This is a genomic window from Kitasatospora papulosa, assembly GCF_000717245.1.
Classification (GTDB): domain Bacteria; phylum Actinomycetota; class Actinomycetes; order Streptomycetales; family Streptomycetaceae; genus Streptomyces; species Streptomyces papulosus.
The window spans coordinates 417,557-437,062 of record NZ_JNYQ01000001.1 but is presented as its reverse complement, the minus strand read 5'-3'; the positions used below and the strand labels follow the sequence as shown (position 1 = coordinate 437,062).

The following is a 19,506-nucleotide window of genomic DNA, read 5'->3' as shown; positions in this document are numbered from 1 at the left end:
TCGACGGGCTTGTAACACCGGCCATCGGGTGGCGTGGCTGGGGGAATCTCCCCCGCATGACCCAGAACGCCCCGCTGCCCCCGCACCCCGGCCACGAAGCGGCCCACCGCGTGCAGTCCGCCGCCCAGCTGCGCGCCCGCGGTGTGACCGCCGCGCACACCGCCGCGCAGTGCCTGCCCGGCGGCCCTTGGCAGCAGCTGCTCCCCGGCGTGTACCTCCTGCACCGGGAGTCCCCCACGAACGACGACCGGGTGCGCGGCGCCCTGCTGTACGCCGGACGGCCCCCGGCCGGTGCCCGCCGGACCGTATCCGCCCAGCACGGCCCCGCCTACGGCGGGGCGATGGTGACGGGCCTGGCGGCCCTGGCGCTGTACGGCTTCACGTCCGCGCCCCCCATGATCGCCCTGCACCGGATCGACGTCCTGGTGCCGCGTGCCAGGCGGCTCCGCTCCACGCGGTTCGTCCAGGTGATCCGGGCCGCCGCCCCACCCCGGCCACAGCGCCGGCACGGGGTGCCGCTGGCCCCGGTGGAGCGGGCCCTGGCCGACGCGGTGGCCTCACTCACGGACGCCCCCACGGTGCGCCGGATCCTGACGGAGGCGGTGCGTGACGGGCACTGCGAACCCGGTTCCGTCGTGCGGGAACTGAGCGACGCGAAGCTGCTGGGCCGCGCGCACGTGGCCGACACCGTCGAGGCGCTGCTCGTCGAGGGGCGGGCGGTGGCGGAGGGCCGGCTGTACGGGATGGTGCGCGCCCACGGTCTGCCCCAGCCGCTGTGGAACGTCGAACTGTCCCTGCCGGGCGGCGGATTCCTGGGCGGGGTGGACGCGTACTGGCCGGAGCAGGCGGTCGCGCTCGAGATCGGCACCCGCTCGCCCCGCGAGGAGCGCGTCTCCTTCGCCGCGGAACGGGAGCACCTGGAGCGGCTCGGGGTGACGGTGGTGCGGGTGACACCGAAGCAGCTGCGCGAGTCGGCGGCCCAGCAGTCGGTGGTGCTGCGCACGGCGATGATGGCCGCCGAGGACCGCGAACCGGCCGCCTACGTGGTGGTGGTGCCACGCTGAGTGGCGCGATCGCACAGGTGGCGGATCTACGCCATGTCCGTTTTCGATCACCGTCAACTCTCCACAAAACCCTGTCTTCTACGAAAGGCTGAGCGGTCATCGGGTACCGAATTCCGGACTCTCTCTTTCGTTCACACAACAGGGATGCTGATGACCAAGGAATCCCCCAGCTCCATACCCGGGGCGAGACGCGCGGCGCGGATAGCAGCCGCAGCAGGTCTGGCGGCCGCACTGGCCGCCTCCGGTGCGTCCCCCGTCCTCGCCGCCGACGACCCGGCCGTCCCCCCGGTGAAGCCCGCCGCCACGAGCGCGGAGGGCGACAAGCTGGGCGAGGCCGACGCCGACGTGCTGGCGAAGGCCGAGGCCAAGGGCGAGAAGAACATCACGATGATGGTCGCCACCACCCCGGGCGCGACCGAGAAGGTCGCCGAACAGCTGGACTCCGTCAAGGGGTCCGTGGTGGGGCAGACGTACGACAAGCTCGGCTACGTCCGGGCGACCGTACCGACCGCGACCGCCGAAGCCACCATCAAGGCGGCGCAGAAGCTCTCCTCCGTCCAGGGCATCGATCTCAAGCAGGAGATCAAGCTGGACGACCCGACGCCCGCGGGTGACCGGGCCGCCGGGGCGAAGCAGCCGAAGGCCACCGGAAGTTACGCGGCCCCGGACAAGAACACCCCCGCGAAGAACCCGTACAACCCGTCCTTCGAGACGGGCGCGGTCGACTTCGTGAAGCAGCACCCGAAGGCCGACGGCCGCGGGATCACCATCGGCGTCCTGGACTCCGGTGTCGACCTCGGCCACCCCGCGCTGCAGAAGACCACCACCGGCGAGCGCAAGATCGTCGACTGGGTGACGGCGACCGACCCGGTCAACGACGGTGACGGCACCTGGCTGAGGATGACGGCCTCCGTGTCCGGCCCGACGTTCACCATCGGCGGCCGCACCTACTCCGCGCCGGAGGGGTCCTACAAGATCCAGCTGTTCTCCGAGGCGGCCACCCGCGGCGGCGACATGGCCGGGGACCTCAACCGGGACGGCGACACCACCGACGTCTGGGCCGTGCTCTACGACCCGGCCGCCGGCACCGTCCGCGTCGACCTGGACAACGACGCGGACTTCCGCAACGACGCCGTGATGAAGCCGTACAAGGAGAAGCAGCAGGTCGGCTACTTCGGTACGGACAACCCGGCGACGCAGATCGTCGAGCGCATCCCGTTCGTCGTCGAGACCCGCAAGGACGTCGTCTACAACGCGGCCGGCGCCAAGGCCGACTACGTGAACATCGGCGTCATCGAGAGCGAGCACGGCACCCACGTCGCGGGCATCACCGCGGCCAACGGCCTGTTCGGCGGCAAGATGAACGGCGCGGCGCCCGGCGCCAAGGTCGTCTCCTCGCGCGCCTGCACCTGGTCCGGCGGCTGCACCAACATCGCGCTGACCGAGGGCATGATCGACCTCGTCGTCAACCGCGGCGTCGACGTCGTCAACATGTCGATCGGCGGCCTGCCGCCGCTCAACGACGGCAACAACGCGCGTGCCGAGCTCTACAAGCGCCTCATCGACATCTACGGCGTCCAGCTGGTCATCTCGGCCGGCAACGAGGGCCCGGGCCTGAACACCATCGGTGACCCCGGTCTCGCCGACCACGTCATCTCGGTGGGCGCGTCGATCTCCAAGGAGACCTGGGCCGCCAACTACGGCTCGAACGTCACCAAGAAGTACGACATGCTGCCCTTCTCCTCGCGCGGTCCGCGTGAGGACGGCGGCTTCACGCCGACCCTGACGGCACCGGGCGCGTCGATCAACACCACGCAGACCTGGTTCCCGGGCGGTCCGGTCAAGGAGGCGGGCTACTCCCTCCCCGCCGGCTACTCCATGCTGCAGGGCACCTCGATGTCCTCGCCGCAGGCCGCCGGCGCCACGGCGCTGCTGCTGTCCGCCGCGAAGCAGAAGCACATCGAGCTGCCGCCGGCCGACCTGCGGACCGCGCTGACCAGCACCGCCACCCACATCGCCGGTGTGCCCGCGCACGCCCAGGGTGCCGGTCTGATCGACATCGTCGGCGCCTGGAAGCAGATCGAGAAGCAGGGCGCCCCGGCGCACGAGTACACGGTCAAGGCCCCGGTCGACACCGCGATCGACTTCGCGCTGAAGGACCCGGGCTTCGGCACCGGCCTGTACGACCGCGAGGGCGGTCTGAAGACCGGCCAGAAGAAGTCGTACGACGTCACGGTCACCCGCACCACGGGTCCGGACAAGGCCGTGAAGCACAAGCTGTCGTGGAAGAACAACGACGGCACCTTCTCCCTGACCGGTTCGAGCACCGTCTCGCTGCCGCTCGGCAAGCCGGTCACCGTCAAGGTCCAGGCCAAGCCGCGCACCGCGGGCGTCCACAGCGCGATCCTGCAGGTGGACGACTCGAAGACCAGCGGCGTCGACCAGCAGATCCTCTCCACGGTGGTCGTCGCCAAGGAGCTGGTGAAGCCGGGTTACGCGTTCTCGACGACCGGCTCGGTGCAGCGCAACGGCACCACGTCGTACTTCGTGAACGTGCCGGAGGGCGCCGAGACGCTCGAGGTCGCGCTGAGCGCCCTGCGCTCGGGCAGCCAGACGCGGTTCATCTCCATCCACCCCTACGGGGTCGCGGTGGAGGACAGCTCCACGATCTACTGCTACCCGAACTACGAGAACCCGACCAACACCTGCCGTCCGGACACGCGCTCCTACAAGGCGCCGCAGCCGGGCGTCTGGGAGATCGAGGTCGAGTCGCGCCGTACGTCGCCGCTGCTGGACAACCCGTACAAGCTGGACGTCTCGCTGCTCGGCGCCTCCTTCGACCCGGCGGTGCAGACCATCGGCGAGGCCAAGATCGGCACCCCCGCCGCGGTGGACTGGACCGTCACCAACAACGCGGGCGACCTGCAGGGCAAGCTCAAGGGCGGCTCGCTGGGCTCGGCCGACGTCGAGCGTCCGTCGATCTCCACGGGTGGCGAGTACACCAGGACGATCACCATCGGTGAGGGCGTCGAGAAGCTCGACGTCGCCATCGGCAGCACGACGGACGCCAACGCGGACATCGACCTGTACGTCTACAGGGGCGACACCGAGGTCGGCGCCTCCACGACGGCGGGCTCCGAGGAGTCCGTCAGCCTGGTGAAGCCGGCGGCCGGCACCTACACCGTCGTCGTCGACGGCTACTCGGTCCCGGCCGGGACCACCGAGTACGACTACCGCGACGTGTACTACGCCTCGTCGCTCGGTGAGATCAAGGTCGACGAGTCGAAGGCCGTGAACCTGGCCAACGGCGCGTCCGCCAAGGTCGGCGCCGAGGTCGTGGTCGCCGGAGCGGCTCCCGAGGGCCGTCAGTTCTTCGGCGAGGTCCAGCTGGTGAACGCCCGCGGCACCGCGGCCGGCACCGGCAGCGTCGTGATCGAGAAGGTCGCGCCGTAGCCGTCACCACGGTGTGATCCGTACGACACCTCATGACTGTGGGGCGGGAGCTCTCAAGGGCTCCCGCCCCACAGCTGCGTGCGGGGTCCGTCCGCCTGCCGGACAATGGATTGGACAAGGGAGCCGGGGACATACGCATCATGGACCGGCAAACGTGCCCGTTCGCATCTGTGAGGGAGTCCCCGTGAAGGTCGGAATCGTCGGCGCCACCGGTCAGGTCGGCACAGTCATGCGCAGCATCCTGGCCGAGCGGAAGTTCCCCGTCGCCGAACTGCGGCTCTTCGCCTCCGCGCGCTCCGCGGGCTCCACCCTCTCCTACGAGGGCACGGACATCACCGTGGAGGACGCCTCCACCGCGGACTACACCGGTCTGGACATCGTGCTCTTCTCCGCGGGCGGCGCCACGTCGAAGGCACTGGCCGAGAAGGTCGCCTCCCAGGGCGCCGTGGTGATCGACAACTCCTCCGCATGGCGTAAGGACCCCGAGGTACCTCTCGTCGTCTCCGAGGTCAACGCGCACGCGATCGCGAACCGCCCCAAGGGCATCATCGCCAACCCGAACTGCACCACGATGGCCGCCATGCCCGTGCTGCGCCCCCTGCACGACGAGGCGCAGCTCGCCGCGCTGACCGTGGCCACCTACCAGGCGGTGTCCGGCTCCGGGGTCGCCGGCGTCGCGGAGCTGCACGGCCAGGCGTCCAAGGTCGTCGCCGACGCGGACAAGCTGACGCACGACGGCGACGCGGTCGACTTCCCCGAGCCGGGCGTCTACAAGCGCCCGATCGCCTTCAACGTGCTGCCGCTCGCCGGTTCGATCGTCGACGACGGTTCCTTCGAGACGGACGAGGAGCAGAAGCTCCGCAACGAGTCCCGCAAGATCCTGGAGATCCCGGACCTCAAGGTGTCCGGCACCTGTGTGCGGGTCCCGGTCTTCTCCGGTCACTCCCTCCAGATCAACGCCCGTTTCGCCCGTCCGATCAGTGTCGAGCGCGCCTACGAGCTGCTGAAGGACGCCGAGGGCGTCGAGCTCTCCGAGATCCCGACGCCGCTCCAGGCGGCCGGCAAGGACGCCTCGTACGTGGGCCGCATCCGCGCCGACGAGACCGTCGAGCACGGCCTCGCGCTGTTCGTCTCCAACGACAACCTGCGCAAGGGCGCCGCGCTGAACGCGGTCCAGATCGCCGAGCTGGTGGCGGCGGAGCTGAAGGGCTGACCCCACGCGTCCGCGGAAGGGCGGCCCCCGGGGATCCGGGGCCGCCCTTCCGCATGCGTGCCCGCACCCCGGGCGGGAGTCCCCGGGCGGGCGCCGGCTAACCGAGCGGCACCCCGGCCCCCTCCCGCCGGACCTCGAAGTGGAAGCACCCGTACTCCACCGCGCGTACATGCACCAGCGCCACCTCCGGGTCGGCGAAGGCCTCCGCGAAGGCGGCGTCGAAGCCGCTCTCCTCGTCGGCCGGGATCTCCAGCAGCCGGCCGCCGATGATCGCGCCCTCCGCGTCGTAGCGCCGGACCGTGCGCAGGGCGCCCGCGCGTGAGAACGGGTATCCCGGCCGGCCCTCCGCCGGGCCCTCGCAATCCCCGGCGTGGATGAAGACCGGGCCCTGTTCGTCGTACGCCCCCGGGCGGGCCCAGGTCTCCGCCGCCCAGCGTCTCAGCGGCGCGTAGGAGACGAGCGCGATCCTCTCCCCCGGCGCCGCGCCGCGCAGACAGCAGCGCAGGGGATCGCCGCCCTCCGCCGCCGTGTACGGAGCGCAGGGGCGTCCCGCGTCGTCGGTCGTCCGGAGCTCCTTCAGGGCGCCGGGGGTGATGGGCCGTGCCTCGTATGCGGTCATGGTCCGAGGGTGGCCCGGCCAGCCGCGCGGGTCCGGCGGAAAACGGACATCGCGCTGTGCCCTCCCCACGTGGAAGGATGGCCGGAAACGTCGCAATATCAAGGAGATGACCGCGTGCCTGGCACGAATCTGACCCGCGAAGAGGCACAGGAGCGGGCGCGCCTGCTGACCGTGGACGCGTACGAGGTCGATCTCGACCTCTCCGGCGCACAGGAGGGCGGCACCTACCGGTCCGTCACCACCGTGCGCTTCGACTCCGCCGAGGCCGGGGCGGAGACCTTCATCGACCTGGTCGCCCCGGCCGTGCACGACATCGTGCTGAACGGCAAGGACCTGGACATCGCCGCCGTCTTCCGGGACTCCCGGATCACGCTGAAGCACCTGCGCGCGGGTGCCAACGAGCTCAAGGTCGTCGCCGACTGCTCGTACACGAACACCGGTGAGGGCCTGCACCGTTTCGTCGACCCGGTCGACGAGCAGGCCTACCTCTACACCCAGTTCGAGGTCCCGGACGCCCGCCGGGTGTTCGCCAGCTTCGAGCAGCCCGACCTGAAGGCAACCTTCCGGTTCACCGTGAAGGCGCCGTCCGGCTGGACCGTCATCTCCAACTCGCCGACGCCCGAGCCGAAGGACGACGTCTGGTCCTTCGAGCCGACGCCGCGCATCTCCACGTACATCACGGCGCTGATCGCCGGTCCGTACCACTCGGTGCACAGCAGCTACGAGAAGGACGGCCAGTCCGTCCCGCTCGGCATCTACTGCCGGCCGTCGCTCGCCGAGTACCTCGACGCCGACGAGATCTTCGCGGTCACGCGGCAGGGCTTCGACTGGTTCCAGGAGAAGTTCGACTACGCGTACCCCTTCGCCAAGTACGACCAGCTCTTCGTCCCGGAGTTCAACGCGGGCGCGATGGAGAACGCGGGCGCGGTCACCATCCGCGACCAGTACGTGTTCCGTTCGAAGGTCACGGACGCGGCCTACGAGACGCGCGCCGAGACGATCCTCCACGAGCTGGCCCACATGTGGTTCGGCGACCTGGTCACCATGGAGTGGTGGAACGACCTCTGGCTGAACGAGTCCTTCGCGACGTACACCTCGATCGCGTGCCAGGCGGACGCCGAGGGCTCGAAGTGGCCGCACTCCTGGACCACGTTCGCCAACTCCATGAAGACCTGGGCGTACCGGCAGGACCAGCTGCCGTCGACGCACCCGATCATGGCGGACATCCAGGACCTCGACGACGTCCTGGTGAACTTCGACGGGATCACGTACGCGAAGGGCGCCTCGGTCCTGAAGCAGCTCGTGGCGTACGTCGGCAAGGACGCGTTCTTCCAGGGCGTGCAGGCCTACTTCAAGGCGCACGCCTTCGGGAACACCCGTCTGTCGGACCTGCTGGGCGCGCTGGAGGAGACCTCGGGCCGTGACCTGAGGACCTGGTCCAAGGCGTGGCTGGAGACGGCCGGGATCAACATCCTGCGCCCGGAGATCGAGACCGACGCGGACGGCCACGTCACGTCGTTCACCGTGCTGCAGGAGGCCCCCGCGCTCCCCGCCGGCGCGAAGGGCGAGCCCACCCTGCGTCCGCACCGGATCGCCATCGGCTGCTACGACCTCGACGCCGCCGGGAAGCTGGTCCGCACGGACCGGATCGAGCTGGACGTGGACGGCGAGCGCACCACGGTGCCGTTCCCGTCGGGCACGGCGCGTCCGGCGGTCGTCCTGCTCAACGACGACGACCTGTCGTACGCGAAGGTCCGTCTCGACGAGGAGTCGCTGCGGGTCGTCACCGAGCACCTGGGTGACTTCGCGGAGTCCCTGCCGCGCGCGCTGAGCTGGGCGTCGGCCTGGGACATGACGCGCGACGGCGAGCTGGCGACGCGTGACTACCTGGCGCTGGTCCTCTCCGGGATCGGCAAGGAGTCGGACATCGGCGTCGTGCAGTCGCTGCACCGTCAGGTGAAGATGGCCCTCGACCTCTACGCCGCCCCGGAGTGGCGCGAGGCGGGCCTGAACCAGTGGACCGAGGCGACGCTGGCGCATCTGCGCGCGGCCGAGCCGGCCGGTGACCACCAGCTGGCGTGGGCGCGTGCCTTCGCCGCGACGGCGCGCAGCCCGCTCCACCTGGACGTCCTGCAGTCGCTGCTCGACGGCACGCAGGAGATCGAGGGCCTGGTCGTGGACACGGAGCTGCGGTGGGCGTTCGTGCAGCGCCTGGCGGCTACGGGTCTCCTGGACGAGGAGGAGATCGCCGCGGAGTACGAGCGCGACAGGACGGCCGCGGGTGAGCGTCACGCGGCGTCGGCGCGTGCGGCCCAGCCCTCCGAGGAGGCGAAGGCCGAGGCGTGGGCGTCGGTCGTCGAGTCGGACAAGCTGCCGAACTCTCTTCAGGAGTCGGTCATCACCGGTTTCGTGCAGACGGACCAGCGTGAGCTGCTGGCTCCGTACACGGAGAGGTTCTTCACGGCGGTCAAGGACGTCTGGGACTCGCGGAGCCACGAGATGGCCCAGCAGATCGCGGTCGGCCTGTACCCGTCGCTCCAGGTCTCGCAGGAGACCCTGGACGCCACGGACGCCTGGCTGGAGTCGGTGCAGCCGAGCGCCGCGCTCCGCCGGCTGATGTCGGAGTCCCGCTCCGGTGTGGAGCGCGCGCTGAAGGCGCAGGCGGCCGACGCCGCGGCGGCCACCGCGTAGCGGTCCTCCGGCACGCGCGACGAGGGGGCGCCTCCCGTGGGAGGCGCCCCCTCCGTCGTGCGGGGCGGCGGGCGCGGACGCCCGCTGGAAGCCGCCCGGCGGGCGGGCGCGGGTGCGCAGCCGTCCGCCGGGCGGGGGCTTCAGGCGCCGGACTCCTGATGGCGGCGGGCCAGTTCGGCCGCACCCGCCTCCGTCAGCGAGCCGTGGAGCCGCATCCGGGCCACCCCGCCGTCGGGGTAGGCGTCCAGGCGTACGTGGGTGACCACGGCCTCGGCGTCGAGGACGAAGCGGTGGAGGGTGTCGGGCTGGAGCCGGGTGCGGGGCAGGATCTCGAACCACTCGCCCGTCTCGCCGTCGCGGCCCTGGAGGCCGATCCAGCCCGCCGCGTTGCCCTTGAGGTAGGCGGTGTCGATCTCGACCGCGCGCACCGCGCCCTGGGCGGGCAGGCGGAAGCGTACCCAGTCGTTCGTGTCGCGGACCCGGCGGCGGCGGTTCTCCCAGCCGTCGTCCATCTTGCGGGAGGTGCCGGGCAGGATGATCTGGGCCGGCGAGGAGTAGAAGCGGTCCGAGGCGTCCTCGTACGTGCCGCCGTTGAGGATCGAGATCAGGTCGATCGTGCCCAGCGCCGCGAGCCAGGCCGGGTCGGGCACGACCTCGCCGTGGACGCGGAGACGGGCGATTCCGCCGTCCGGGTGCTGGCAGACCCGCAGATGCGTCCAGCGGCGGCCCCCGGTGACCTCGAAGCCGTTGGCGGCGTGGCCGCGCACAGGGGTGGGCGGGACGAGCTCCTCCCACTTCACGTCGTCGGCGAGGAGTTCCCCGGGTCCGGGGGCGCCTTCCACGGCCGTCGCCTGGACGGAGACGCGCTGCGGATAGTTGCCCCGGAAGTGGGCGGTGTCGACGACGATGCCGCGGATGATCCCGGGCGCGCCCAGCCGGACGATCGCCCAGTCGTGGTCCTCGGGGGCCGGGAAGGGGTGCTCCGCGTCCGCGCCGCGGCGGCGGCGGGTCTCCCAGCCGTCCATGATCTTGCCCTTGTGGCCGAAGCGCTCGGGGTCGAAGACGGCGGGCTCGCGGATCAGGAGGTTCTCACGTTCGGCGAAGAACTCGTCGTTGGCCGCGATCACTCCGGCGCCGAGACGGCGGTCCGCGAGGTCGACCAGCCCGGTGAAGGGGAAGTCGCCCGCGCGGTAGTCGGCGTAGGGGTCACCACCGCCGTAGGGGGCCGCGTCGTTGGCGTGCGGGTCGCCGGGACTGTACTCCGTCTGGTTCTCGTCGCTGGGCATGGGGCCACTGTGCCGCCGCGCCTACCATCAGGTCCATCGAAAGTTTTCGTACGGTCCTTTCAGTTCTGTTTAACAACAGCGGACCGCCCGGCGGAATCCGCTGCCGCCCGTTCCAGCGCGTCCAGCACCCGGGCGACCGCCGGGCCGCGTTCGGCGCCCTGGCGGACGGCCGCCACCACATGCCGACAGGGCCGGTCCGACTCCAGGACCCGCATCGCCACACCGTGGTGCGGCCGGTCGGACGACGAGACCATCCGGGGGACCAGCGCGACCCCCATGGACGCCCGCACCATGGCGAGGATCGCCGTCCAGCCTGCGGCGCTGTGGGCCTGTTCGGGGACGAAGCCCGCGGCCTCGCACGCGGCGGTCGTGATCTCCGACCAGGGGCCCGACCCGCCGAAGATCCAGGGCTCCCGCGACAGGTCGGCCAGCCGCAGGGCCGGCGCCCCGGCGAGGCGGTGTCCGGCGGGCAGCGCCACGTCCAACGGGTCCGCGAGCAACGGCAGCAGGGTGAAGCGGGGGTCCCGGACCGTCGGGGCGTGGGCCGCCAGGGAGAGCGCCAGGTCCACCTCGCCGGCCGACAGCAGCTCGAAGGCCTGGGCCGCCTCCGCCTCCCGTACGCGCACCTGCGGCCCGGGACGCCCTTCGGCCCCCAGCAGCCGCACGGCGGGCACCACGAGGGCGGGCACGGCGGTCGAGAAGGCGCCGACGCGCACCTGGCCCGCCTCGCCCCGCAGATACCCGGCGAGTTCGGCGTCTGCCCTCTCCAACTGGGCGAAGACCGCCTCGGCGTGCCGCAGCACGAGGTGTGCGGCGTCGGTGAGCCGCACACGGCGGCCCTGTGCCTCCAGCAGTCGCACCCCGAGCTGGCCGGCGAGATTGGTGAGCTGCTGGGAGACGGCGGACGGCGTCATGCGGAGGGCTTCGGCGGTGGCGGTGACGGTGCCCCGGTCCCGCAGGGTGCGCAGGATGCGGAGCTTCTTGACGTCCCACTCGGTCATGCCCGCAACCTACCCGGGTCCGGACATGCCGGTGCGCCGCGCGGTACGGAGTACCGGCGGCGCACCCGGGAGAATCCCTAGGCCTGCTTCTTGGACTTGTCGAGGACCATCACGAGGCCCGCGATCACCAGGAAGAGGACGATCGGCAGCGCGACGTAGAGACCGAGGGTCTCCAGCACGTTCAGCCCCGGGCCCGGGTCGTCACCGTCGTCGCGGGTGAGCGCGAGCGCCGGGGACGACATCAGCAGCATCATCAGCGTCGTACCGGCCGCGACGGCGCCGGCGCGCATAGCGTTCTTCTTGTCCACGGTGCAAACGTAGCGAACGCCTACGAGGGGCGCGCGTCCGGGGGTGCCGTACGGGACTCCGGACCGTCCGTCAGGACGGCCATCAGCCGGTGCAGCCGGGGTGAGGCCGTGATCTCCTCCAGGGTGACGGGATGGCCTTCCGCGTCGGCGACGGGCAGGCGCCAGTTGGGGTACTGGTCCCAGGTCCCGGGCAGGTTCTGCGGGCGGCGGTCCCCCACGGCGTCCGGGAGCCAGACGCCGGACATCAGGGCCGGGGTGCTCCGCAGGAAGCGGTGGACCGCGCGGACGGCCGCCTCCTCGTCCCCCTCGCCCTCGGGCAGCAGCCGGAGCCGGGCCAGGTAGGCGAGCCATTCGGCGGTGTCGGCCGCGTCCTCGGCCAGCTCCCGCTCCAGAGGGTGGGTCAGCAGCCCGAGCCGGTGGCGGAGCGTCACGTGTTCACCCGTCAGCCGCGCGGCGGTGGAGGGCAGGTCGTGGGTGGTCGCCGTGGCCACACAGCCCTGGCGCCAGGCCCCGGGGGCCAGCGGGCGCCCGCTCCCCGCCCAGTCGCGCTCGAACCAGAGCACGGAGGTGCCGAGCACCCCGCGCCGGGCCAGCGCCTCGCGCACGCCGGGCTCGACGGTGCCGAGGTCCTCCCCTACGACGACGGCACCCGCCCGGTGCGCCTCCAGGACGAGGACGGCGAGCATCGCCTCGGCGTCCTGGGCGACGTAGGCACCCTCGGTGGGCGGGCGCCCCTCGGGGACCCACCAGAGCCGGAAGAGGCCCATGACGTGGTCGATGCGCAGCGCGCCGGCGTGGGCGAGGAGGCCCCGCAGGAGGTCGCGGTAGGGGGCGTACCCGGACGCCGCGAGGGCGTCCGGCCGCCAGGGGGGAAGTCCCCAGTCCTGGCCGTGGGCGTTGAAGGCGTCGGGGGGCGCGCCGACGGACATGCCCCGGGCGAAGGCGTCCTGCTGCGCCCAGGTGTCGGCGCCGTCGGGGTGTACGCCGACGGCGAGGTCGTGGACGATCCCGACGGGCATCCCGGACTCCCGGGCGGCGCTCTGGGCGGTGGCGAGCTGGGTGTCCGTGAGCCAGGCGAGCCGGCAGTGGAAGTCGACCCTGTCGAGCAGTTCGGTGCGGGCCCGGGCGCTCTGCGGGGAGCGGGGGTCGCGAAGCCCTGCGGGCCAGGCGCGCCACTGCGGGCCGTGCACCTCGGCCAGGGCGCACCACAGGGCGTGGTCCTCCAGGGCCTGCCCCTGCGCGGCCAGGAAGTCGCAGTAGGCGGCACGGCGACCGGGGGTCAGGGGGACCTCGTGGACGATCTCCAGGGCCTGCTTCTTGAGCGCCCAGACGGCGTCACGGTCGATCAGCGCGCCCTTGTTCAGCACGGCCTCGCGCAGCGCCGCGGCTTCCTGGCGCAGGTCGTCCAGGGCCGCCCTGCCGGGCTCGCCGACGTGGCCGTACTCGGGGATCGACTCGATGTGCAGATGCACGGGGTCGGGGAAGCGGCGCGAGGAGGGCCGGTACGGGGACGGGTCGGTGGGCCGGCCGGGCACGGCGGCGTGCAGCGGGTTGACCTGGACGAATCCGCTGCCGAGGGTCCGCCCCGCCCATGCGGCGAGGTCGGCCAGGTCCGCGAGGTCGCCCATGCCCCAGGAGCGGGCAGAGAGCATCGAGTAGAGCTGGACGAGGAATCCGTGCGTGCGCGGGGGCGGCTGGGGTACGCGGTCCGGAGCGACGACGAGCGTGGCGGTGAGGTGGCGGTGGTCCGGGGTGCGGACGGTCAGCCGGTGGACGCCCAGGGGCGGTTCGGTCCACCAGGTGGGCGTCTTCGGCGCGTTCTCGACGGGTGCGGGGGCGGGCAGGACCCGCATACGCAGGGGCCGGGGTGCGCCGGTGGTGCCCGGCTCGGGGTCGACCGTGAGGAGCGCGCCGGCCGGCAGTGCGGCGAGCGCGGCCGGCAGCGGCTCCCCCGACCAGGCCACCACCGTCGGCGGGAGCAGTCGGGAAGCCGCCGCCGATTCGGCTGCGGCGAGCGATCTCCGTACGTCGGCGGGCGTGTCGGCGTCGACGCCCAGCGCGGCGAGCACGGCCGTGACCGTGTCGTCGGGGACGGACACCGTGACGTCCGCGGACGGAGAGAAGGAGGTGGCGACGCCGTGCAGTGCGGCGAGCCGGGACAAGCCCATTCAGACTCCTGGGGACTCCATGCCTCCCGCGGTGCCGGGTGCTGTCGGCTCGCTGGTCAGAGGGGCGACGGCGGCGAGCGGTGGCTCGCTCGTGAGGGGTGTGGCGTCGGCGAGCGGAGGCTCGCTGGTGAGCGGGGGCTCACTGATGAGCGGGGCGCTGTCGGCGAACGCGGGCTCGCCGGTCAGGTGGGACACGTCGGCGAGCGGCAGCTCGCTGATCATCGGAGGGGCGGTGAAGTCGGGGGACGTCTTGCCTGCCAGCGGATCGGGGTCCATGGGGCTCGGTACCTGTTTGGAGAGGGCGGAGAGCAGAAGCTGCGCGGATGCGGGCACGTTGGCCTCCTGGCCGTGGACAACAGGACACAGCAGGCCTACCCAGCGAGGGCGGGTGCAGGCGTGGACGTGACACAGGCGTTATGACTAACGAGCCCAACGTGCCGTGGGTCACACCACGTTCCCGTACTCGCCGGGTATGCGTGGTTTTCGGCCACTCGGCGACTCTTCCCCGAACGCCCACGCGCCACACCCCGCAGCACATCCGGCATATCGGGTGAAACGGCCACGCGCATTGACACTCCCTCGCGCGAGTGGTGGGCTCGGACGTCAATGCCGGGGCACGGTCCCGCTCGGATCGGGGCCCGGTCCGGACGACGGACCCGGGCCAGGACGAAGGGGTACGGCGTGCAGCTCGGGCGCAGGAGACACGCGACGGCCGTCGCCGTCGCCGTGATCGGCGGGCTGCTCGGCCCGTTCGGGCCGGCCGCCGTCGCGGCCCCCGTCACCCCCGCCGCGACGGCGGCGGACCGTACCGGTGACACCGGGATGCCCGCGGTCTGGCCCCGTCCGCAGTCCGTCGAGGCGTCGGGGCGGGCCGTCACCCTGGGGACGGAGGTCACCCTCCTCCCCGCCCCGGAGGCCGATCCGTACGCGGTGGACGCGCTCAGGGGGCTCCTGCGCGACTCCGGCGTACGCACGGTGCACGACGCCCTGCCCGGCGGGGGGCCGGTGATCCGGCTCGGCGGCACCGACGCCGGCCTCGCCCTGCGGGCCCTGCGCGCACCGGAACGCGCCGATCTGCCGTCCGGGGGATACCGCCTGGCCGTGGGCGAGACCGGTGGCCGTCCCGTGATCGCCCTGGACGGCGTCGGCGAGGACGGCCTGTTCCACGGCGTCCAGACCCTGCGTCAGCTCGTGAAGGACGGGACCGTCGCCGGGGCCGTGGTCCGCGACTGGCCGGGTACCGCCGTACGCGGTACGACCGAGGGCTTCTACGGTCAGCCGTGGACCCGCGAGGAGCGGCTCGCGCAGCTCGGTTTCATGGGCCGCACGAAGCAGAACCGCTACCTCTACGCGGCCGGTGACGATCCCTACCGGCAGACCCGCTGGCGCGATCCGTACCCGGCCGACGAGCGTGCGGACTTCCGTGCGCTGGCGGCGAAGGCACGGGCCGAGCACGTGACGCTGGGCTGGGCCGTCTCCCCCGGGCAGGCCATGTGCATGGCCTCCGACGCGGACGTGCGGGCCCTGAACCGGAAGATCGACGCGATGTGGGCCCTGGGGGTGCGGGCCTTCCAGCTGCAGTTCCAGAACGTCAGCTACAGCGAGTGGCACTGCGACGAGGACGCGGAGACGTTCGGCAGCGGGCCCGAGGCGGCGGCCAGGGCGCAGGCCCGGGTCGCGAGCGCGGTCGCCCGGCACCTCGCGGACCGGCACCCGGACGCGGAGCCGGTGTCGGTGATGCCGACCGAGTTCTACCAGGACGGCGCCACCGACTACCGCACGGCGCTCGCCGCCGCGCTGGACGAACGGGTGCAGGTCGCCTGGACCGGCGTCGGGGTGGTGCCGAGGACGATCACCGGACGGGAGCTGGCGGGCGCGCGGGCGGCCTTCCGCCGCCCCCTGGTCACCATGGACAACTACCCGGTGAACGACTACGCGCAGGACCGGATCTTCCTCGGCCCGTACACCGGGCGGGACCCCGCCGTGGCCGGAGGGTCCGCGGCGCTGCTCTCCAACGCCATGGAGCAGCCGTCGGCGTCCCGCATCCCGCTGTTCACGGCCGCCGACTTCGCCTGGAACCCGAAGGGCTACCGGCCGCAGGAGTCCTGGCAGGCGGCGATCGAGGACCTGGCGGGCGGCGACGCCACCGCACGGGCCGCCCTGGAGGCGCTGGCGGGCAACAGTGCCACCTCGCTGCTGGGCGGCGACGAGTCCGCGTACCTCCGGCCCCTGCTGTCCGCGTTCTGGGCGACGCGTCCGGCCGCGCACTCCTCGGACCGGGCCGCCCGCGACAAGGCGGCGCGTGAGCTGCGGGCCGCGTTCGGCGTGATGCGGCAGGCTCCTGAGCGGCTGAGCACCCCGGCGGACGGCCGGCTGCAGGACGAGGTGCGGCCGTGGAGCGGACAGCTGGCCCGGTACGGCAGGGCGGGCGAGCTCGCCGTCGACCTGCTGCTGGCGCAGGAGCGTGGCGACGGGGCGGCGGCCTGGAAGGCCCAGCTGGCGCTCGAACCGCTGCGCGAGAAGATCGCGGCGAGCACGGCGACGGTGGGCAAGGGTGTCCTGGATCCGTTCCTGAAGCGGGTCGTCGCGGAGGCGGACGCGTGGAACGGCACCGACCGCGACACGGGCACGACGAGCCGTGACGCGCACGGCTACACGCTGCGCCTGGACCGCGCGCGCCCGCTGGAGGCCGTCACCACCCTGACCCGGCCCGGTGACGAAGCCGCGGGCGCCGTCCTGGAGGTCCATGTCCCCGGCGAGGGCTGGCGCGGTCTGGGCCCCCTGTCGGCGGCGGGCTGGACGCAGACGGCGGCGAAGGGGCTGCGGGCGGACGCGCTGCGGGTCGCCGTGCCGTCCGCCCGCCCGGCCCTGGTCGGCCCCCCGGCACCGGGGGTCGCGGGCACGCGTCCGCCCTCGGACGGGGCCCCGGAGGTGCGGGCGCTCGTCCCCTGGTTCGAGGACGAGCCGGCCGCCCGTCTCGCCCTCGCCCGCGACAGGACGGACGCGGTGATCGGCGGCGGTACGCAGCGGGTCGAGGCGCGGCTGGCGGGCGGGCGCCCCGGCGAGGTGAAGGGCAGGCTCACCGCGAAGGCCCCCAAGGGCATCGAGGTGAAGGTCCCGGAGCAGACGACGGTGACGGGCGGCTCGCGCACCGACGTCCCCGTGGACATCACCGTCCCGGCCGACACGCCGGCCGGTGAGTACGAGGTGCCGCTGCGCTTCGAGGGTGAGGAGAGCACGCTGACCGTGCGGGCCTTCCCCCGCACGGCGGGCCCCGATCTGGTGCGGACGGCCACGGCGTCCTCCTCGGGCGACGAGACCCCGGACTTCCCGGCCTCGGCGGCCTCCGACGGCGATCCGGAGACCCGCTGGTCCTCACCGGCCGAGGACGGCGCCTGGTGGCAGGCCGAGCTGCCCGCCCCGGTCCGGCTGGGCCAGGTCGTGCTGCGGTGGCAGGACGCCTACGCCTCCCGTTACCGCGTGCAGGTCTCGCCGGACGGCCGCACCTGGCGCACGGCGGCGACCGTCCGGGACGGCGGGGGCGGGCGCGAGAGCGTACGGATGGACGCGAAGGACACCCGCTTCATCCGGGTCCAGGGCGACGGACGGGCCACGGAGTACGGCTACTCGCTCTGGTCGGTCGAGGCGTACGCCGTGGAGGCGGAGGGCACGGACGCGCGTCCCGGGGCCCCGGAGACACCGAAGGCCCGGTCCTCAGGCTGACACGCCGTCGATCCGGGCCATCACGTCGTCCGCTCCGAACGGCTGCAGATAGGGCAGCCAGCGCGGGTCGCGGTGCCCCGTCCCGATGATCCGCCACGCGAGCCCGCTGGGCGGCGCCGGCTGGTGGCGCAGCCGCCAGCCCAGCTCGGGCAGGTGGCGGTCCGCCTTGACGTGGTTGCAGCGGCGGCAGGCCGCCACGACGTTGTCCCAGGCGTGCTGCCCGCCCCGGCTGCGCGGGATGACGTGGTCGACGCTGGTCGCGGCGGCCCCGCAGTACATGCAGCGGCCGCCGTCCCTCGCGAAGAGCGCCCGGCGTGTGAGGGGAACGGGCCCCCGGTAGGGGACCCTCACGAACCGCTTGAGGCGGACGACGCTGGGCGCCGGTACCGCGCGGCTCGCACTGTGCATGAAGGCGCCGGACTCCTCGAGGCAAATGGCCTTGTTCTCGAGGACGAGGACGAGTGCGCGGCGCAGGGGTACGACGCCGAGCGGCTCGTACGAAGCGTTGAGAACCAGGACGTGCGGCACGTGGATGCCTCCTTGTACGCCGGCGACGCGTGGCTCGCGCCGGGACGATCCGATCTCAGTCTCTCCTCATGCCTGGTCCGAGCGCCACCACGTGCGGGTAACGGGCCGGGGGGATTTTCCTCACGTGCCCGCCTCCCGGGCGGCCCCGCGACCTCGTGACAGGCGCTCCGGCAGGGCGTCCGGCACCGCCGGACGATCGTCCGCACGCCTCGTGTGCCCGGGTGAGACGTGTCTCTCCCCCGCCTGCGGCAACGAACCACGCCCCCTGCTTCGTTAGTGTTGTCGATCTGCTGTCGCCCCATCTGGAGGTCCCCGCCGTGTCCCTGTACGCCCTCCTGGCCGCGGCCCCGTCCCCCGGGGCCGCGGGCTCGCTGGACGAAGCCGCCGAGCGGGCCGGGAACGCCGCAGGCTGGGTCGAGGAGAACTGGTCCACCTGGCTGAACACCGGTCTGCGCATCCTTCTCATCGCGGCCATCGCGATCGTGCTGCGCTATCTGATCCGGCGTGCCCTGACCAACCTCATCGACCGGATGAACCGCAGTGCCCAGGCGGTGGAGGGCACGGCCCTCGGCGGCCTGCTGGTCAACGCGGAACGCCGCCGCCAGCGTTCCGAGGCGATCGGGTCCGTGCTCCGCTCGGTCACGTCGTTCCTGATCCTGGGGACCGCGGCCCTGATGATCCTGGGCGCCTTCCAGATCAATCTGGCGCCTCTGCTGGCCTCCGCGGGGGTCGCGGGTGTGGCGCTGGGCTTCGGCGCGCGCAACCTCGTCACCGACTTCCTCTCCGGCGTCTTCATGATCCTGGAGGACCAGTACGGCGTCGGGGACTCGATCGACGCGGGTGTCGCCTCCGGCGAGGTCATCGAGGTGGGCCTGCGGGTCACCAAGCTGCGCGGCGACAACGGTGAGATCTGGTACGTCCGCAACGGTGAGGTGAAGCGGATCGGCAACCTCAGCCAGGGCTGGTCCACCGCGGGCGTCGACGTCACGGTCCGCCCGGTGGAGGACCTCGACCTGGTCCGCAAGGCGATCGCCGAGGCCGGCGAGACCATGACCAAGGAAGAGCCCTGGTCGGAGCGGCTGTGGGGCCCGGTGGAGGTCCTGGGGCTGGACGCGGTGCTGCTCGACTCGATGACCGTGCGGGTCACGGCGAAGACCATGCCGGGCAAGTCCCTGGGCGTCGAGCGCGAGCTGCGCTGGCGCGTCAAGCAGGCCCTGGACGCGGCCGGGATCCGGATGATCGGCGTGGTTCCCGCGCAGCCGGACGCCGCCACCGCCGACCCGACGGCGTCCATGGCGGCCCCGTCCGCGTACGCCTCGGCGACCTCCCCGCAGTCGCTCGCGGCCACGCCGATAGCACCGCCCAACCTGTCGAAGTGAGCACAGGCGCACAGCGCCCCCGAGGTAACGCTTTGGTTGCCTCGGGGGCGCTTCCCATTGACGGGTCCGGCAC

The 19,506-nt window shown here is 72.6% G+C and carries 13 protein-coding genes; 6 read left to right on the top strand and 7 right to left on the bottom strand.

The features are described 5' to 3' along the window. Nucleotides 1-56 precede the first annotated feature (56 nt). The 3 genes from IA22_RS0101825 (at nt 57) to IA22_RS0101815 (ending at nt 5,730) form a co-directional block, all read left to right on the top strand. The gene (locus IA22_RS0101825; RefSeq protein WP_015577162.1) at nt 57-1,064 is read left to right on the top strand and encodes a hypothetical protein; all 1,008 of its coding nucleotides are present in this window, start codon (nt 57-59) and stop codon (nt 1,062-1,064) included. A 144-nt stretch (nt 1,065-1,208) separates the two neighbouring features. Continuing rightward, on the top strand, nt 1,209-4,517 hold the full coding sequence (locus IA22_RS0101820; RefSeq protein WP_030122549.1) for a S8 family serine peptidase: 3,309 nt from the start codon (nt 1,209-1,211) through the stop codon (nt 4,515-4,517). 184 nt (nt 4,518-4,701) lie between these two features. Further along, on the top strand, nt 4,702-5,730 hold the full coding sequence (locus tag IA22_RS0101815; protein ID WP_015577164.1) for an aspartate-semialdehyde dehydrogenase: 1,029 nt from the start codon (nt 4,702-4,704) through the stop codon (nt 5,728-5,730). Between the two features lie 97 nt (nt 5,731-5,827). Here the strand turns inward: IA22_RS0101815 and IA22_RS0101810 are convergent, their stop codons facing one another. Next, nucleotides 5,828-6,349: a DUF1203 domain-containing protein gene (locus IA22_RS0101810; protein ID WP_030122548.1), complete on the bottom strand. Its 522-nt coding sequence runs from the start codon at nt 6,347-6,349 to the stop codon at nt 5,828-5,830. A 114-nt stretch (nt 6,350-6,463) separates the two neighbouring features. Here IA22_RS0101810 and pepN point away from each other — a divergent pair, with 114 nt between their 5' ends. Next, nucleotides 6,464-9,040 carry an aminopeptidase N gene (pepN, locus tag IA22_RS0101805; RefSeq protein ID WP_030122547.1) on the top strand — a complete coding sequence of 859 codons (2,577 nt, stop codon included), beginning with the start codon at nt 6,464-6,466 and terminating at the stop codon, nt 9,038-9,040. A gap of 140 nt (nt 9,041-9,180) precedes the next feature. Here the strand turns inward: pepN and alc are convergent, their stop codons facing one another. The 5 genes from alc to IA22_RS0101780 all read right to left on the bottom strand — a co-directional run bounded on the left by alc (nt 9,181) and on the right by IA22_RS0101780 (nt 14,136). After that, entirely contained in the window at nt 9,181-10,326 is a 1,146-nt protein-coding gene (gene alc / locus IA22_RS0101800; RefSeq protein ID WP_014156255.1) for an allantoicase, read from the bottom strand. 59 nt (nt 10,327-10,385) lie between these two features. Next, nucleotides 10,386-11,327 (bottom strand): LysR substrate-binding domain-containing protein, encoded by a 942-nt coding sequence (locus tag IA22_RS0101795; RefSeq protein ID WP_030122546.1) that lies wholly within the window; start codon nt 11,325-11,327, stop codon nt 10,386-10,388. Between the two features lie 77 nt (nt 11,328-11,404). Further along, a complete protein-coding gene (locus IA22_RS0101790; RefSeq protein ID WP_432783174.1) occupies nt 11,405-11,635 on the bottom strand; it encodes a hypothetical protein in 231 nt (76 codons plus the stop codon). A gap of 20 nt (nt 11,636-11,655) precedes the next feature. Continuing rightward, complete coding sequence (malQ, locus tag IA22_RS0101785; RefSeq protein WP_030122544.1) at nt 11,656-13,803, bottom strand: 4-alpha-glucanotransferase; 2,148 nt, start codon at nt 13,801-13,803, stop codon at nt 11,656-11,658. Next, nucleotides 13,804-14,136: a hypothetical protein gene (locus IA22_RS0101780; RefSeq protein WP_014156251.1), complete on the bottom strand. Its 333-nt coding sequence runs from the start codon at nt 14,134-14,136 to the stop codon at nt 13,804-13,806. It lies immediately after the preceding gene. Nucleotides 14,137-14,484: 348 nt separating this feature from the next. On the opposite strand from IA22_RS0101780, the gene IA22_RS0101775 reads away from it, so the two are divergent. Continuing rightward, a complete protein-coding gene (locus IA22_RS0101775; protein WP_038271617.1) occupies nt 14,485-17,526 on the top strand; it encodes a glycoside hydrolase family 84 protein in 3,042 nt (1,013 codons plus the stop codon). On the opposite strand, the gene IA22_RS0101770 is transcribed toward IA22_RS0101775, so the two are convergent. Next, a complete protein-coding gene (locus IA22_RS0101770; protein WP_014156249.1) occupies nt 17,518-18,054 on the bottom strand; it encodes an HNH endonuclease in 537 nt (178 codons plus the stop codon). The genes IA22_RS0101775 and IA22_RS0101770 overlap by 9 nt on opposite strands. Before the next feature lie 317 nt (nt 18,055-18,371). Between IA22_RS0101770 and IA22_RS0101765 the strand changes: the two genes are divergently transcribed. Further along, complete coding sequence (locus IA22_RS0101765) at nt 18,372-19,433, top strand: mechanosensitive ion channel family protein (RefSeq protein ID WP_014156248.1); 1,062 nt, start codon at nt 18,372-18,374, stop codon at nt 19,431-19,433. The last annotated feature ends 73 nt before the right edge of the window (nt 19,434-19,506 follow it).